Origin of the sequence: Staphylococcus sp. 11-B-312 (assembly GCF_016743055.1) — a bacterium.
Lineage (GTDB): Bacteria > Bacillota > Bacilli > Staphylococcales > Staphylococcaceae > Staphylococcus > Staphylococcus ureilyticus.
Genome location: NZ_CP068241.1, coordinates 1,962,534 through 1,979,700, shown reverse-complemented (window position 1 = coordinate 1,979,700; position 17,167 = coordinate 1,962,534). Strand labels below are relative to the sequence as shown.

General features: G+C 32.6%; 15 protein-coding genes. 12 read left to right on the top strand and 3 right to left on the bottom strand.

Annotation, left to right across the window (positions count from 1 at the left end; all coding sequences use genetic code 11):
* Positions 1 to 11: 11 nt before the first annotated feature.
* Positions 12 to 206 (bottom strand): YjzD family protein, encoded by a 195-nt coding sequence (locus tag JG554_RS09500; protein WP_046208047.1) that lies wholly within the window; start codon positions 204 to 206, stop codon positions 12 to 14.
* A gap of 228 nt (positions 207 to 434) precedes the next feature.
* Between JG554_RS09500 and JG554_RS09495 the strand changes: the two genes are divergently transcribed.
* The 3 genes from JG554_RS09495 to JG554_RS09485 all read left to right on the top strand — a co-directional run bounded on the left by JG554_RS09495 (position 435) and on the right by JG554_RS09485 (position 4,127).
* A complete protein-coding gene (locus JG554_RS09495) occupies positions 435 to 1,376 on the top strand; it encodes a beta-ketoacyl-ACP synthase III (RefSeq protein WP_040030149.1) in 942 nt (313 codons plus the stop codon).
* Positions 1,377 to 1,387: 11 nt separating this feature from the next.
* Positions 1,388 to 2,632, top strand: a complete 1,245-nt coding sequence (fabF, locus tag JG554_RS09490; protein ID WP_070038090.1) for a beta-ketoacyl-ACP synthase II — start codon at positions 1,388 to 1,390, stop codon at positions 2,630 to 2,632.
* A gap of 244 nt (positions 2,633 to 2,876) precedes the next feature.
* On the top strand, positions 2,877 to 4,127 hold the full coding sequence (locus tag JG554_RS09485) for an MFS transporter (RefSeq protein WP_107359983.1): 1,251 nt from the start codon (positions 2,877 to 2,879) through the stop codon (positions 4,125 to 4,127).
* Positions 4,128 to 4,163: 36 nt separating this feature from the next.
* Here the strand turns inward: JG554_RS09485 and JG554_RS09480 are convergent, their stop codons facing one another.
* Positions 4,164 to 4,538 (bottom strand): DUF3899 domain-containing protein, encoded by a 375-nt coding sequence (locus tag JG554_RS09480; protein ID WP_064209431.1) that lies wholly within the window; start codon positions 4,536 to 4,538, stop codon positions 4,164 to 4,166.
* Positions 4,539 to 4,782: 244 nt separating this feature from the next.
* Between JG554_RS09480 and opp3b the strand changes: the two genes are divergently transcribed.
* Genes opp3b through JG554_RS09455 form a run of 5 tightly spaced genes read left to right on the top strand, consistent with a single transcriptional unit; the run spans position 4,783 to position 10,477 of the window.
* Positions 4,783 to 5,709 (top strand): oligopeptide ABC transporter permease, encoded by a 927-nt coding sequence (gene opp3b, locus JG554_RS09475; RefSeq protein WP_064209430.1) that lies wholly within the window; start codon positions 4,783 to 4,785, stop codon positions 5,707 to 5,709.
* Entirely contained in the window at positions 5,709 to 6,776 is a 1,068-nt protein-coding gene (opp3C, locus tag JG554_RS09470) for an oligopeptide ABC transporter permease (RefSeq protein WP_046208052.1), read from the top strand. Before opp3b ends, opp3C begins: the two co-directional genes overlap by 1 nt.
* Before the next feature lie 17 nt (positions 6,777 to 6,793).
* On the top strand, positions 6,794 to 7,879 hold the full coding sequence (locus JG554_RS09465; protein ID WP_046208053.1) for an ABC transporter ATP-binding protein: 1,086 nt from the start codon (positions 6,794 to 6,796) through the stop codon (positions 7,877 to 7,879).
* The gene (locus tag JG554_RS09460; protein WP_150822840.1) at positions 7,869 to 8,810 is read left to right on the top strand and encodes an ABC transporter ATP-binding protein; all 942 of its coding nucleotides are present in this window, start codon (positions 7,869 to 7,871) and stop codon (positions 8,808 to 8,810) included. The genes JG554_RS09465 and JG554_RS09460 overlap by 11 nt, the downstream gene beginning before the upstream one ends.
* A 17-nt stretch (positions 8,811 to 8,827) precedes the next feature.
* Positions 8,828 to 10,477, top strand: a complete 1,650-nt coding sequence (locus JG554_RS09455) for a peptide ABC transporter substrate-binding protein (protein WP_070657767.1) — start codon at positions 8,828 to 8,830, stop codon at positions 10,475 to 10,477.
* Between the two features lie 397 nt (positions 10,478 to 10,874).
* Here JG554_RS09455 and trpS read toward each other — a convergent pair whose 3' ends face one another.
* On the bottom strand, positions 10,875 to 11,864 hold the full coding sequence (gene trpS / locus JG554_RS09450) for a tryptophan--tRNA ligase (RefSeq protein ID WP_107359984.1): 990 nt from the start codon (positions 11,862 to 11,864) through the stop codon (positions 10,875 to 10,877).
* Between the two features lie 304 nt (positions 11,865 to 12,168).
* Here trpS and spxA point away from each other — a divergent pair, with 304 nt between their 5' ends.
* The 4 genes from spxA (at position 12,169) to pepF (ending at position 17,052) form a co-directional block, all read left to right on the top strand.
* Complete coding sequence (gene spxA / locus JG554_RS09445) at positions 12,169 to 12,564, top strand: transcriptional regulator SpxA (RefSeq protein WP_040030144.1); 396 nt, start codon at positions 12,169 to 12,171, stop codon at positions 12,562 to 12,564.
* Between the two features lie 312 nt (positions 12,565 to 12,876).
* A complete protein-coding gene (gene mecA, locus JG554_RS09440) occupies positions 12,877 to 13,593 on the top strand; it encodes an adaptor protein MecA (RefSeq protein WP_107359985.1) in 717 nt (238 codons plus the stop codon).
* 594 nt (positions 13,594 to 14,187) lie between these two features.
* Complete coding sequence (locus tag JG554_RS09435; RefSeq protein WP_070038085.1) at positions 14,188 to 15,189, top strand: competence protein CoiA; 1,002 nt, start codon at positions 14,188 to 14,190, stop codon at positions 15,187 to 15,189.
* A gap of 54 nt (positions 15,190 to 15,243) precedes the next feature.
* Positions 15,244 to 17,052 carry an oligoendopeptidase F gene (pepF, locus tag JG554_RS09430; RefSeq protein WP_064209426.1) on the top strand — a complete coding sequence of 603 codons (1,809 nt, stop codon included), beginning with the start codon at positions 15,244 to 15,246 and terminating at the stop codon, positions 17,050 to 17,052.
* Positions 17,053 to 17,167 lie beyond the last annotated feature (115 nt).

Here is a 17,167-nt window from a genome sequence, read left to right as displayed (position 1 = left end):
GCGATAAATAATTAGTGTTGTTCTTTCGTTTCATGCTTTGAAGGTTTAATAATCAAGTCAAATAATACGACAATGATTGTAAATACAATAGCACCAATAATAGGGGTAATCAAATTAAGTGCGCCCCCACCTGAAAGACTGTTAAGCACGAAATTTACCATTTGTAATAAGACAATAGACCAAAATAACACTGCGAGGTATTTCATTATGTAATGCCTCCAATTTAATATATATACATTTATTATAAATAAGAATGTGATATTTGTATAGTAGTAAGTTATAAAGTGTAGATTTTAATTGTACTAATTTTCACTATAAATTATAATAATAAATGTGATTTTAATGAGTATACTAGGTGAAGTTCTTGTATTGGAATTATGTATTATGTTAAATTAATACCTGGTATTAAAAAATTATTAAGAAGGTGTACAACCATGAACGTGGGTATTAAAGGTTTCGGCGCATATGCGCCTGAAAAAGTAGTAGAGAATGCCTATTTTGAATCGTTTTTAGAAACTTCAGATGAATGGATTTCGAAAATGACAGGTATTAAAGAAAGAAGATGGGCTGATGAAGATGAAGAGACGTCTGATTTAGCTTATCAAGCAAGTGTTAAAGCTATTAATGATGCTGGTATTGAACCAACGGACATAGATATGATTATTGTTGCAACATCTACAGGAGATTTTCCATTTCCAACTGTGGCTAACATATTACAAGACAGACTTGGTATCGGAAAGGTTGCTTCTATGGATCAGTTAGCTGCATGTAGTGGTTTCATGTATGCAATGATTAACGCTAAACAATTCGTACAATCAGGCGATTATAAAAATATTTTAGTTGTAGGTGCAGATAAATTATCTAAAATCACAGATTACACAGACCGTTCAACCGCTATTTTATTTGGTGATGGTGCTGGTGCAGTCGTTATCGGCGAAGTGTCTGAAGGCCGAGGTATTTTAAGTTATGAACTTGGATCAGACGGTTCTGGAGGCGAATATTTATATTTAAATCCAGAAAATGGTAAGATATTTATGAATGGACGAGAAGTGTTTAAATTTGCTGTTAGAATCATGGGTGAAGCCTCTAATAATGCAGTTGCAAAAGCAAATTTAGAACCAAACGATATCGATATGTTTGTGCCACATCAAGCGAATATTAGAATTATGGAATCTGCAAGAGAACGATTAGGTATACCTAAAGAAAAAATGAGCGTCTCAGTGGATAAATTTGGTAATACTTCTGCAGCTTCAATTCCATTAAGTATCGCACAAGAATTAGAAAATGGTAAAATTAAAGATGATGATGTTTTAGTACTAGTAGGATTCGGTGGCGGTCTTACTTGGGGTGCTGTAACAATAAGATGGGGAAAATAGGAGGATAATATATGAGCAAGGAACATCGTGTCGTCATTACTGGTATGGGTGTTTTATCACCAATCGGTAATGATGCAAAAACTTCATGGAAAAATGCACTAAATGGTGTTAGTGGTATAGATGAAATAACACGTATAGATACATCAGCATATAAAGTTCATTTAGCTGGTGAATTAAAAGACTTTGATATTGAAGATCATATAGATAAAAAAGAAGCGCGTCGTATGGATCGATTCACACAGTATGCAGTAGTCGCTGCAAGAGAAGCGGTTAAGGATGCAAAACTAAATATTAATGAAGATACAGCTAATAGAATTGGTGTTTGGATTGGCTCAGGTATCGGTGGCATGGAAACATTTGAATTATCACATAGCCAATTGCTAGAGCGTGGCCCTAGACGTGTCAGTCCTTTCTTTGTTCCGATGTTAATTCCTGATATGGCTACAGGCCAAGTATCTATTGATTTAGGTGCAAAAGGGCCGAATGGTGCTACGGTTACAGCATGTGCTACAGGTACAAACTCAATTGGAGAAGCTTTCAAGATTATCCAACGCGGTGATGCCGATGCTATGGTTACAGGTGGTACTGAAGCGCCAATTACACATATGGCAATAGCTGGCTTTAGCGCAAGCCGTGCTTTAACAACGAATGAAGATAAAGAAACAGCTTGTCGACCATTCCAAGAAGGCCGTGATGGCTTTGTAATGGGAGAAGGCGCAGGTATTGTTGTACTTGAATCTTTAGAGTCAGCCAAAGCACGTGGTGCAGAAATTTATGCTGAAGTAGTTGGTTATGGTTCAACAGGTGATGCTTATCATATTACAGCTCCAGCACCTGAAGGCGAAGGCGGCTCACGTGCGATGCAAGCAGCGATTGATGATGCAGGCATTGAGCCCCAAGATATTCAATATTTAAATGCTCATGGTACGAGTACGCCAGTTGGCGATTTGACTGAAATACAAGCGATTAAAAATACATTTGGTGAAGCAGCTAAAAACTTAAAAATTAGCTCTACAAAATCAATGACTGGTCACTTATTAGGTGCAACAGGTGGTTTAGAGGCCATTTTCTCTGCTTTATCTATTAGAGATGGCCGCATCGCGCCAACCATCCATGCTGAATCTCCAGACCCAGAGTGTGATTTAGACATTGTTCCAAATAAAGCTGAAGATTTAGATATTACTTACGCTATGAGTAATAGTTTAGGATTTGGTGGCCATAATGCCGTCCTTGTTTTGAAAAAATTTAACGACTAAATCATATGTAATGATAAAAGGCTGAGACAATTCATTTGTCCAGCCTTATTTATTTTGGCTGAAATTATTTAACAGATACGGAGTGATATGAATAAGCGATGATATCGATTGAAGATAGTTTTAATTTTTAAATAATATATATTTTAATAGTAAAATACATAATTAAATTTGATATATTGTATATTTATAGTGTGTACCTAGTGTATAATGTGCTTTATATTTACTTCAAAAGGAGGCAGTCAAGATGAAACGCTTTTCAACTTTGTCAACAACTTTGAAAACACGAATGATTGCAGATTTTATCTTGATTATAGCAAGTCAAGCCATCATGCCTTTTATAGCACTTTATTTAACGAGCAAGGTGAACGCAGTTTTTGCAGGGACATTTTTAATTATAAATATTATAGTGAGTTTTATAGTGTCTTTTTTTGGTGGATATTTAGGTGATAATTATAATAGGAAGAAAACGGTGAATTATATTCACTTTTTATATGCAATTTGCCTAATTATTCTAAGTATTACGGTTACTATGGACGGTACTGGTTTAGTTATATTTTGTATTGCTATTTTTGTTTTTCAATTATTATTTGCTGCAAGTGAACCTATATTTGAAGCGGCTATTATGGATGCTATATATGAAGATGTTAGGGCATATGTATATCAACTCAATTATTGGATGTTTAATATCGGTACAGCCATCGGTATGGCGTTAGGTGCATTATTATATTTGGGGCATAAACATTTATTATTTATTCTTTTCTTTGTCGCTATGTTAGTAAGTTGGTACTTATTTGAGAAGTATTATGATGTTAAACAAGTTATTAGTAAAAAGGGCGACGTTACGACTAAATTTAAACATTTTTTTGAAAGCTATCGAGATGTAGTTAAAGATAAATATTATATGATGCTAAATTTGGGCTATATGATGGTCATCATGGCTGAATTAAGTTTAAATTCTTACGTCGTGGTAAGGTTGAAAGATGCTTTTGAACCATTATCGATTTTAGGTTTTTATATAGATGGTGTCAGAATGTTTACGGTCATTATGATTATTAATACAGTAGTTGTCGCCACTTTAACATTTACTGTAAACAGAATTGTCGCAGCGACTTCGACTAGAATTGCATTTATGATTGGGATTGTCTTGTATACATTAGGATACAGTGTATTGACGTCTGCAACATCGTTTTGGATTTTATGCTTATTTTCAATTTTGGCTACTTTAGGGGAATTAATATATTCACCTATACAAAATGCACAACGATTCTTGATGATTCCTGAAGATAAACGAAGTACGTATAGTACATTTGCAATGGTTTCATTTTACGGCGGAAATATTTTAGCACGTCTAGGACTTATTATTGGCGCATTTATATTACCATGGATGATGTCTATCTACGTGGCAGTCATTGTTTTGTTGGGCTTTATCCTACTTTATTATGCACTTTTTTGTAATCCCAATATTGATAATCAACAGAAAAAAAGGCTGGATTAGTTATTGTTATTAAATACAATTACTAATCCAGTCTTTTTATATAGCAAATGATATTAAAATAGAGATAATGACATAAATGAGATTACAAAGAAAAGCAATTTTCACCCAAGATGAAACAATATAAATATCTTTTTTAGGTTTAGTAGGCTTAAAAAACGTATCATCTTCAAGCGAGCTTCTATGTTTCTTTCTCATCAATTGATATTTTAATCTTCTAAAACCAAAGCTTGTAGGATCTAAAACGCCTTCCTGTACAACCAAAATGATAAAAGAGAATATTGCTAAGAAGATAGAGACATAGAATATAATATTAATAAAGTTTATCCAATTATGGTTTGAAAATAACCATAAAATAAATGAAATTATAGGTGTAATAAGTAAAAATAATACGAGATGTTTTAAATATTTCATGTCGTTGCCCCCAAAAAAGAATTAAATTAATTGTAACTTAAGTTAACTAAAAAATGAATAAAAATTACTATAAATTCGTTAACAACAGTATTTAATTAGAAGTTTAAAATTAATTAATTTTTAATTTCTTTAATAAAGTAAAGCAATAGAATATTGATTAAAATCTTAACTAAACGTATAATGTTATTAAATATTCTGAATATTGTGAAGGGAATGTTTAATTCGATTCAAAGGGGGATACAATATGCTTAAATATGTTTTAAAGCGATTGGGTTATATGTTTTTGTCATTATTCATTATCATTACCATTACTTTTTTCTTGATGAAACTTATGCCAGGTTCACCATTTAATGATGAAAAATTAAATGATGAACAAAAGCAAATTCTAAATGAAAAATATGGTTTGAATGACCCAGTACCAGTTCAGTATGCGAGTTATTTGAAGAATGTTGTTACGGGGGACTTTGGTAACTCATTCCAATATGATAACCAGCCAGTTTGGGATTTAATCAAACCAAGGTTATTACCATCTTTAGAAATGGGTTTAACAGCGATGGTGATTGGTGTCATACTCGGTCTGATTTTAGGGGTCATTGCGGCAGTCCGGCAAAACACCTGGGCTGACTATACAGCTACAGTAATTTCAGTTATAGCAGTATCGGTACCATCATTTGTCTTAGCTGTTTTATTACAATATGTATTTTCAGTAAGGTTACAATGGTTCCCAGTAGCAGGTTGGGAAGGTATTTCAACAGCAGTGTTACCATCTTTAGCACTATCAGCAGCAGTTTTAGCGACGGTAGCAAGATACATAAGAGCAGAAATGATAGAAGTGTTAAGTTCAGATTATATTTTACTTGCACGTGCCAAAGGTAATTCAACAATGAGAGTATTATTTGGACACGCATTAAGAAATGCCTTGATTCCAGTAATTACAATTATTGTGCCAATGTTGGCAAGTATATTAACAGGTACTTTGACAATTGAAAATATTTTTGGTGTGCCAGGGTTAGGGGATCAATTCGTAAGATCGATTACCACGAACGATTTCCCAGTAATTATGGCGACAACTATTTTATTCAGTACACTATTTATAGTTTCTATTTTCCTTGTAGATATATTATATGGTGTTATTGATCCACGTATACGTGTACAAGGAGGTAAAAAATAATGGCTGATAATAAAAATGAAAATTTAAATCAAGATTATTCAAATGCAGTTATGTCACATACCTCAGAAGCAATACCAGCATCAGATTTTATTAGAAGTAACAATGATATTGAAAAAGAGCCTGAAATACAGCGAGAAAGTAAAAACTTTTGGCAGGATGCATGGACACAATTAAAGCGTAATAAATTAGCGGTAGTTGGTATGATAGGGTTAATTATTATCATTATTTTAGCGTTAATTGGGCCATTATTTAGTGCGCATGACTATGCTGAACAAGATGTTGAAAGACGTAACTTACCAGCTAAAATACCTGTACTAGATCAAATTTCATTTTTACCATTTGATGGTGAAGGTGCTCAAGGTAAAGATGCCTATGAAGAAGCTGGAGTGAAAGAAAATTTCTGGTTTGGTACAGACCAATTAGGTAGAGATTTATGGTCACGTACTTGGCAAGGTGCACAAGTATCATTATTTATTGGTGTTGTTGCAGCATTGCTCGATATTTTTATAGGGGTCATTTATGGCGCGATTTCAGGATTTTTTGGAGGACGACTTGATAATGTGATGCAACGTATTATTGAAATTGTTGCGTCTATACCAACATTGATTGTTGTTATTTTATTCGTGTTAATCTTTGAACCATCTATATGGACGATTATATTAGCGATGGCAATCACAGGCTGGATTGGAATGAGTCGTGTTGTCAGAGGGGAATTCTTAAAATTAAAAGGCCAAGAATTTGTATTAGCTTCAAAAACATTAGGTGCATCTAAACTTAAATTAATATTTAAGCACATATTACCTAACACACTAGGAGTTATAGTTGTTACATCTATGTTTACAGTGCCGAATGCAATCTTCTTCGAAGCATTCCTAAGCTTTATTGGTATTGGAGTGCCAGCACCAAGAACATCACTTGGTTCACTTGTAAATGATGGTCGCGCAATGTTATTGATTCATCCACATGAATTATTTATTCCGGCTATTATTTTAAGTTTATTAATATTATTCTTCTATCTATTTAGTGATGGATTACGTGATGCATTTGATCCGAAAATGCGTAAATAAAAAGGGGGCAACATTTTATGTCAGAAAGAATATTAGAAGTTAACAATTTGCATGTTTCCTTTGATATTGACGCAGGGGAAGTGCAAGCAGTACGTGGCGTGGATTTCTTTCTAGATAAAGGAGAAACACTAGCGATTGTTGGTGAATCAGGTTCTGGGAAATCAGTGACAACAAAAGCTATTACGAAATTATTCCAAGGTGATACAGGGAGAATTAAAAAAGGTGTTATTAATTTCTTGGGTGAAGACTTAGCTCAAAAATCAGAAGAAGAGTTAATTAAATTACGAGGAAAAGATATTTCTATGATTTTTCAAGATCCGATGACTTCGCTTAATCCTACAATGAAAATAGGCAAGCAGGTTATGGAACCACTAATGAAACATAGAAATTACAATAAAGTAAATGCGAAAAAAAGAGCATTGGAAATATTAAACCTTGTCGGTTTACCAAACGCTGAAAAACGTTTTAATGCCTATCCACATCAATTTTCAGGGGGACAAAGACAGAGAATAGTCATTGCGACAGCACTTGCATGTGAGCCTAAAGTATTAATTGCTGATGAGCCAACTACTGCACTTGATGTAACGATGCAAGCTCAAATATTAGAATTGATGAGAGAGTTACAAAGTAAAATAAGTACTTCAATCGTTTTCATCACTCATGATTTAGGTGTTGTTGCTAATATAGCAGACAGAGTAGCTGTTATGTATGGTGGTCAAATGGTTGAAACAGGGGATGTAGATGAAATATTTTATGACCCTAAACACCCGTATACTTGGGGACTATTATCATCGATGCCTGATTTAACGACTGGTTCAGAAACAGAATTATTAGCTATTCCAGGTACACCACCAGATTTATTACACCCGCCTAAAGGAGATGCATTTGCTGAACGTAGCCAATATGCATTAGATGTGGATTTTAAAACACCGCCACCATGGTTCAAAATATCTGATACACATTTTGTGAAATCTTGGTTACTTGACGAGCGTGCACCTCATGTTGAACCACCAGAAATGGTACAAAAACGTTTACGTAAGATGCCAAATAATTACGATAAACCGCAACAAGTAGAAAGGGTGGCGTTTGATGATGCAAAATAAAGACATACTTTTACAAGTGAAAAATGTTAAACAATATTTTAATGAAGGAAAGCGTAACGAAGTGCGTGCAGTTGAAAATATTTCATTTGATATTTATAAAGGGGAAACATTTGGATTAGTTGGTGAATCTGGTTGTGGAAAATCTACAACTGGTAAAGCTATTATTAAACTCAATGATATAACTGATGGAGAAATACTTTATGAAGGTATCGATATTCAAAAAATAAAAAACCGTAAAGATTCTTTAAAGTTTAATAAAAAGATGCAAATGATTTTCCAAGATCCGTATGCTTCATTAAACCCAAGGTTAAAAGTCATGGATATCGTAGCAGAGGGGATAGATATTCATAAGCTAGCTAGTGGGACAAAAGACCGAAAAAGAAGAGTTTACAATTTATTAGAAACAGTAGGTCTTAGCAAAGAACATGCCAATCGTTATCCACATGAATTCTCAGGCGGTCAAAGACAACGTATCGGTATTGCACGTGCATTAGCAGTAGAACCAGAATTTATTATTGCAGATGAGCCAATATCAGCGTTAGATGTGTCAATACAAGCCCAGGTCGTTAATTTGTTATTAAAGTTGCAAAGAGAACACAATATTACGTTTTTATTTATTGCCCATGACCTTTCAATGGTGAAATATATTTCAGACAGAATAGCAGTAATGCATTTTGGTAAAATTGTCGAATTAGGTTCTGCAGATGAAATATACAATCATCCGTTACATCCTTACACGAAATCATTGCTTTCAGCAGTACCACAACCGGATCCTGAAAGTGAACGTTCTCGAAAAAGAACAGTGTATAAAGAAGACACATCCAAAAATAATCAACGGTCATTAAATGAAATACAACCTGGCCATTTTGTATTTACTACGGATGAAGAAGCAGAAACATTAAAATCTCAAATGCAAGCACCATCAGTATAAGGGGAAGGGGGATTAATATGAAAAGGATTAAACTATTTATAGTTTTATTAGCTTTAACGGTGATTACAGCGGGATGTAGCAGTGCTGAAGGTATCTACTCGGACAAAGGACAAGTATTTAGAAAAGTGATACCACAAGATATTTCTTCATTAGACTCTGCACTAGTGACCGACACGGTATCTTTTGATTTATTCAATCAAGTCTATGAAGGTCTTTACACTTTGGATAAGAATGATAAAGCACAACCAGGTGTCGCTAAAGAAATGCCAAAGAAAAGTAATGGCGGTAAGACCTTGACAATTAAATTGCGTAAGGATGCAAAATGGTCTAATGGAGATCCAGTTACTGCACAAGATTTTGTTTTTGCATGGAAACGTGTTGTCAATCCAGATACAGCTTCAGAATATGCTTACATAATGTATGACTTAAAAAATGCTGAAGACATTAATATGGGTAAAAAAGATGTTGATAAATTAGGTGTAAAAGCGTTAGATGACCACACATTAAAAATTGAACTAAATAAGCCAATACCATATATTAATGAAATGCTTGCATTTGGCACATACTTGCCACAAAAAGAAAAAGTTGTGAAAAAGCATGGTGAACAATATGCTACAACTGCAGATAAAACAGTGTTTAATGGTCCGTTCAAAGTTCAAGATTGGAAAGTTGAAGATAAAATTCAATTAGTTAAAAATGAAGATTATTGGGACAAGAAAAAAGTTCATTTAGACCGTGTAAATTATAAAGTGTTAAAAGACCAGCAAGCAGGAGCATCACTTTATGACACTGGTTCTGTAGATGATACTACTATCACCGCCGACCAAGTGGATAAATATCAAGGAAATCCTGGTTTGAAGAAACGTTTGTTGGCTAGTACGTTCTATATGAAGTTAAATCAAGATAATGTACCTGAATTTAAAAATAAAGATATGCGATTAGCTATTTCGCAAGCGATTGATAAAGAGGGGTATGTGAATTCTGTAAAAAATAATGGATCAAAAGCGACAGATGGGTTCACAGCTAAATTAACGGCAGAAACACCTGACGGCAAAGACTTTGCCGAATCTATAGATTCACCACTTGCATATAATCCGACAGCAGCTAAGAAACACTTAGAAAAAGCGAAAAAAGATTTAGGTGTGAAAGAATTGACGTTTACCATGAATACTGAAGATACACCAGATGCAAAGATTTCAGCAGAATATATTAAAGCACAAGTAGAGAAGAATTTACCAGGTGTCACTTTGAAGATTAAACAATTACCGTTTAAACAGAGAGTAAATCAAGAACATTCTGAAACATTTGAAGCATCGTTATCAGGTTGGGGGCCAGATTATCCAGATCCTCTAACATTCTTGGAAATTATGACAACAGGTAATCCTTCAAATAATACCGCTTGGGGTAGTAAAAAATACGACCAACTCGTTAAAGATGCGAATGGTAAATTATTGAAAAAACCGGAAGAACGTAATGCAGCGATGAAAGAAGCGGAAGAATTATTACTCAATGATGCACCTGTAGCACCTATATATCAAAAAGGGGAAGCACATTTAACCAATCCACAAGTCAAAGGTTTATTCTATCACCAAATTGGTGGTGATACTTCGTTAAAAGAAGTAAGCATTGATAAATCAATTGACCGTGAAACTGGTAAAAAGAAATAAAAGAAGTGAAAAATGAAATTTGAGTACAACTTATTGAAATAATGAAAATACGTCACTTTCTATGTCATTATATAGAGAGTGACGTATTCTTTGATATCATACATTTTTGATCCTTGTTAAATAATTACTTACCAACAGAAGAACTGACAATAAATGATTATTGATATTGTAAGAGCAAATTGATATATTTCAAAAATTACGGTGTTAATGTAGCATTCATCAACTAAACAAAATTGTAATTTGCTAAAATCACGTGGATAGTTGTAGAAGGAATGATGAAATCGGGGGGAACAACCAGGTTAATATATGTATCGAAAGTTGAAAAAACAGACTAATCCTTTAATTTGGATTGGTCTGTTTTAGAATGAGATGTATGCCAATTTTTTTGATTTTTAGATTATCTTTTTCGACCTAAGCCCATTGCTTTTTCCATTTTTTTTAATGTTTTAAATGAAGCTTTTTGAGCTTTCTCTCTACCATTATCTAAAATCGTATCTAATTCATCTGAGTTGAAATAATACTCATATTTTTCTTGGAACTGAACTAAAAAGTCTTTTACAATTTCAGCTAAATCTGATTTAAATTCACCATAGTTAGAATCTTTATACTGTGTTTGGAGTTCATCAATTGTTTTATCAGTTAAACTTGAATAGATAGATAATAAATTTGAAATGCCAGGCTTATTGTCACGATCAAATTTAATAATACCATCTGAATCTGTTACTGCACTTTTTATTTTTTTAGCGCCAACATTGGGTTCATCTAACAATGAGATATAATTTTTTGGGTTATCATCACTTTTACTCATTTTTTTCGTTGGGTCTTGTAAACTCATAACACGACCACCAACTTTTGGCATGCGTATTTCTGGTTTTACAAGAACATCGTTGTAACGTGAATTGAATCGGTCTACTAAATTTCTAGTTAATTCAATATGTTGTTTTTGGTCGTCTCCAACAGGAACGATGTTTGTGTTATAAATAACGATATCTGCTGCCATTAATGGAGGATATGTAAGTAAGCCAGCTGGTATACCTTCCGTTTGTTTTACTGCTTTATCTTTAAATTGTGTCATACGTTCTAATTCACCAATAGATGAAATAGTTGTTAACATCCAGCTAGCTTGCACATGCGCTGGCACTTCAGATTGTATAAATAATGTTGATTTTTCTGGATCAATGCCTGAAGCTAAATAAATTGCTGCTAGTTGTCTTGTTTGTTTACGTAGTTTTAATCGATCTTGTGGAATTGTAATTGCGTGTTGATCCACGATGCAGAAGAAACAATCATAGTCTTCTTGGACTTCACCAAATTGCTTCAACGCACCAATATAATTACCAAGCGTTGGGATGCCGCTAGGTTGGATACCAGAAAATAAAGTTTCCATTTTTTGATGCCTACCTTTTTAATAATTTAATTTATCTACTTTAGTAATAGTATAACAGTATTTCAATCATTTGTAAGTTATGTTAAACTGTATACATATCAATATTTCTAACTAAATTGATTGAGAATTAAGCTTATTTGAAAATTTTTAAAAAAATTAGAGAATTCTCATTTAATTTTAATGTTGATAGGGTATACTTTAATTGTAAGGTTAAGAGAGGTAAAAATGACTTAGTAATTTCTTAATCATATAAAAATTGAAATCTAATGAATTTATATTCATGAAAAATAGGAGAGTGAGATGTATGGTAACATTATTTACTTCACCAAGTTGCACATCTTGCCGTAAAGCGAAAGCATGGTTACAAGAACATGACATTCCGTATACGGAGCGTAACATTTTTTCAGAACACTTAACAATTGATGAAATTAAACAAATTTTAAAAATGACTGAAGATGGAACAGACGAAATCATATCTACTCGTTCTAAAACTTATCAAAAATTAAATGTAGATATTGATGCTTTACCACTTCAAGACTTATATTCAATTATCCAAGATAATCCAGGTTTATTAAGACGTCCGATTATCTTAGATGATAAACGTTTACAAGTTGGTTATAATGAAGATGAAATCAGACGTTTTTTACCTAGAAAAGTACGTACGTTCCAATTGCAAGAAGCGCAACGTATGGTTGATTAATTTAAAAATAGAGCGATTAAGCCATAAAGTAATGTTATTGTGATGTTGCTTTGTGGTTTTGTTGTGTTTACCATAACAGATAAATGTATACTTACGTCAAACAAATCGATTATTCGATTGTGAATAATTATTGACTAAATTCAAACAGCACTCTATAAAAAGTGCTGTTTTTTGGCCTTTTATAAGGGTATATGTTATTATAAGAGACCAAATAGAAAATAGTAAAAATTAATCAAACAAATTAATTGTAATTCTTACTACGTTCTAATACAATAATGATTACTATTCATCGACTGTAAGGAGTGAGATGATATGAGAATAGAGCGAGTTGACGATACTACCGTTAAACTATTTATAACATATAGTGATATAGAAGCAAGAGGTTTTAAACGAGAAGATTTATGGACTAATCGCAAACGTGGAGAAGAATTCTTTTGGAACATGATGGAAGAAATCAATGAAGAAGAAGATTTTGTTGTTGAAGGTCCTTTATGGATTCAAGTACATGCTTTTGAAAAGGGCGTTGAAGTAACAATTTCTAAATCTAAAAACGAAGATCTTATCAATATGTCTGATGAAGACAATGACCAATTAGATCATCAAGTTAATGATTTATTATCACAAACATTTGATCAAGATGATAGTTTAGAGGATTTATTTGAACAACGACAACAACAAAAAGAGACACAACAAGATCAAGAACACAACAAACGTAAGCCGCAAAATACACGTACTGTTATAGTTAGATTTAATGACTTGGAAGAAGTAATTGATTATGCTTACCATAATAATCAAAGAACAGATGAGTTTGAAGATTTATTATATAGTTTTAATAATGTATATTACTACGCTGTTCACTTTGATGAAACAGTTGGACAAGAAACAATTAACGATAGTTACAGTCAATTACTTGAGTTCGCATATCCTACTGATAAATCAGAAGTATATTTAAACGATTACGCAAAAATTATTATGAGTCATAATGTCGCTTCACAAGTACGTCGTTATTTTCCTGATACAACAGAATAACTACGATAAAGAAACTAATATAAATTATTATCAACAATGATTATGATTTGATTAGTAGATTAATTTGAGACTGACAGTCTGGGACATAAGGTTCTTGGACAAATGAAAAAAAGGCAATTTCTATTGAAATCATATAGAAATTGCCTTTTTCTGTATTGTTTTAAAGTAAGGCATTTGATTCTGTGAGAGCTACATCATTCAGATACCATTATTGACCTTTTTCTATTGTATGACTAGAGCATACAGATTGGGTGTCTACATGTAGAATAATTATTAACATCATTTTGGTTGATATAAGACGTTGTTTTTAAAGTATTTTAATGTGAAATTACGTATGAATACGTTGTATTTTGGTGAGGTACTGAAGGAACAGGATAAGCTGAAGACTGCAGTATGAAGCTGTTTTCTAAGAAAGCAAGTCAACAATACGAAATATTGAATAATAAAGAAGCGCGCAGATGAATTGAATTAAATCATCTGCGTGCTATTTTTCTAGGATTTATGTCTCAGATTCTTTATGTAATAACAAGGTGATTTCTAAATAAAGCATAGTAATTTGTTGGATTCTCACGTGTAATTAAATGAGGTGAAGAAATGTTATACGCGAACAATAATCGAAATCAGGCCGTTTGGGCAAAAGATGCGATAAAAAATAAGCATTATCGTTGCCCATTTTGTAAATGCAAAGTGATATTAAAAAAAGGAACATACAATACACCTCATTTTGCGCATATCCGTAATAATCGTTCATACTGTCATAAAAATGAATCACAAGAACATTTTAATTTAAAATACCATATTGCTCGTGAGTTAAAAGGCTTAAATCACAAAGTTAACATCGAACCTTATGTACCACAAAGTTACCAATATCCTGATTTAATCATTGATGATGAAATTGTATTAGAAATACAATTTTCAAAAGTAACGACAGCATGTATTTCAAAACGCAGTAAAACTTTACAAAATGCTGGGTATAAAGTGTATTGGATAACAAAAAAAGTTAAATATAATAAAAGTAATAGTGTTTTGTATTTATCAAAATACGAAAGAAATTTTATTAACATTCATAATAGATTATTATTATCGTGGGATACAACACATAAAATTCTTTTTGGTTATAAAGTGATTAATTTTTTAGGAGGACAACAATTTATTGCCAAAAGGCATTGTATGACATTTGCACAATTAATTAATCAAATTCAAATAGAGCGTGTTTATCATGCGCCAACACAGCCCTTAAAATTATCCAAAATTGCTATAAGCACTTATTTGAGAAACTGCCGTAAAACACACTCAGTTTTAGAACCAAGTTTAAGTGTGATGTATAATTTAAAATTAACGGATGCATGGGTAAATAAATATATAGGTATAATTTACCCAGAACAAATTTATATTAAGTCACATCCTGTGTATTGGCAATTACAACTTATATATTTGTGGCGTACACACACTTTTAACATGACACGATTTAAACAACTGATAGAATTAAATCATTTTTATAATGTTGAAATAGATAAAACGCAAATAAGCCATAGCGTTGTTCAAAAGTTCAAACAATTCTATCATAATCATGGGTGTTATAGCGTGCAAAAATAATCATGACATGAGAAAATTATACTAATAGACTTTATAGGAGGTTTACTAGATATTATGACACAACAATTAACAAGAGAAGAGCAAGAACGTAAATATCCAGAATATACTTGGGATTTATCTACCATTTTTGAATCTGACAATGCTTTTGAAGATGCATTTAAAGAAGTAGAAAATAATATCGGCAAAGAACAACAATATGTCGGTCACTTAGCTGATAGCTCATCTACACTATATAATGCATTAGCACTAGAAGATGAATTAGGTTCTAAGTTAGAAAAAGTATATGTATATGCACATTTAAAACAAGATCAAGATACAGCGAATGATAAATACACAGGTTATGAATCTAGAGCACATCAATTAATTATAAAATTCAGCTCAGCATGGAGTTTCTTAGTGCCAGAAATTCTACAAATAGATGAAGCAACGATACAAAAATTTATTGATGAAAATGATGATTTGGAACGTTACAAATTTGATTTAAAATTAATTAATGAAAAAAGACCACATGTATTGAGTGCAGATAAAGAAAGATTACTAACTGAAGCACAAGATGCATTGTCTACACCTGACAATGTGTATGGCATGTTTAGTAATGCGGATTTAGAATTTGAAGATGCGATAGATAGTGAAGGCCAACGACATTCATTAACACAAGGAACATTCATTAAATGTCTGGAATCAGATGATCGCGTATTACGTCAATCTGCTTATGAAAATTTATATAAAGCATACGGTGCTTATAATAATACACTAAGTGCGACGCTCGCTGGAGAAGTTAAGAAAAATGTTTTTAACGCTAGAACACATAACTATAAAACAGCAAGAGAAGCAGCGTTAAGTAATAATCACATTCCAGAAGCTGTATATGATAATTTAGTGAAAACAGTTCATAAATACTTACCTTTACTTCATCGCTATACTAAATTGCGCAAAGAACTATTGGGCTTAGATGACATGAAAATGTATGATGTTTACACACCACTTGTTAAAGATATTAAATTTGAAATGCCGTACGAAGAGGCTAAAGATTGGATGTTGAAAGCATTACAACCGATGGGTGAAGAATATATGAAAGTTGTAGAAGAAGGATTAAATCATCGATGGGTAGATGTCTTTGAAAATAAAGGTAAACGTTCTGGAGGTTATTCATCAGGTGCACACTTAACAAATCCGTTTATTTTACTAAATTGGTCAAATACTGTTTCTGATTTGTATACTTTAGTACATGAATTTGGTCATTCAGCACATAGCTACTTTAGTCGTCAAAATCAACCATCTAATTTAAGTGATTACACTATTTTCGTTGCAGAAGTTGCATCGACTTGTAATGAAGCACTATTAAGTGATTATATGGATAAACATTTAGATGACAAGCGCAGATTATTACTATTAAACCAAGAACTTGAACGTTTCCGTGCAACACTATTTAGACAAACAATGTTCGCAGAGTTTGAACATAAAATCCATCAAATAGAAGAAGCAGGAGAACCATTAACAGCTAACCGTATGAATGAAGAATACGCAGCGCTCAACAGAAAATATTTTGGAGATTCTGTTGAAACAGATGAAAATATTAGTAAAGAATGGTCTAGAATACCACACTTTTATATGAATTATTATGTGTATCAATATGCAACCGGATACAGTGCAGCTCAAAGTTTAAGTCATCAAATTTTAACAGAAGGTAAACCTGCTGTTGAGCGATATATCAATGAATTCTTGAAAAAAGGTAGTTCAAATTATCCTATTGAAATCTTAAAAAATGCAGGTGTAGATATGACAACTCCAGAACCAATTGAACAAGCTTGCCAAGTGTTCGAACAAAAATTAGACGCTTTTGAAAAGTTAATGAAAGCTTAGTATGAATGTATTCGTTTACAATATGACAAGTTTGTGACAAAGGAGATTTATTTAATTTTAAAGGTTGAAAGGTATATAACACCGTGTTATATTATATACATGAAATTAATCACAT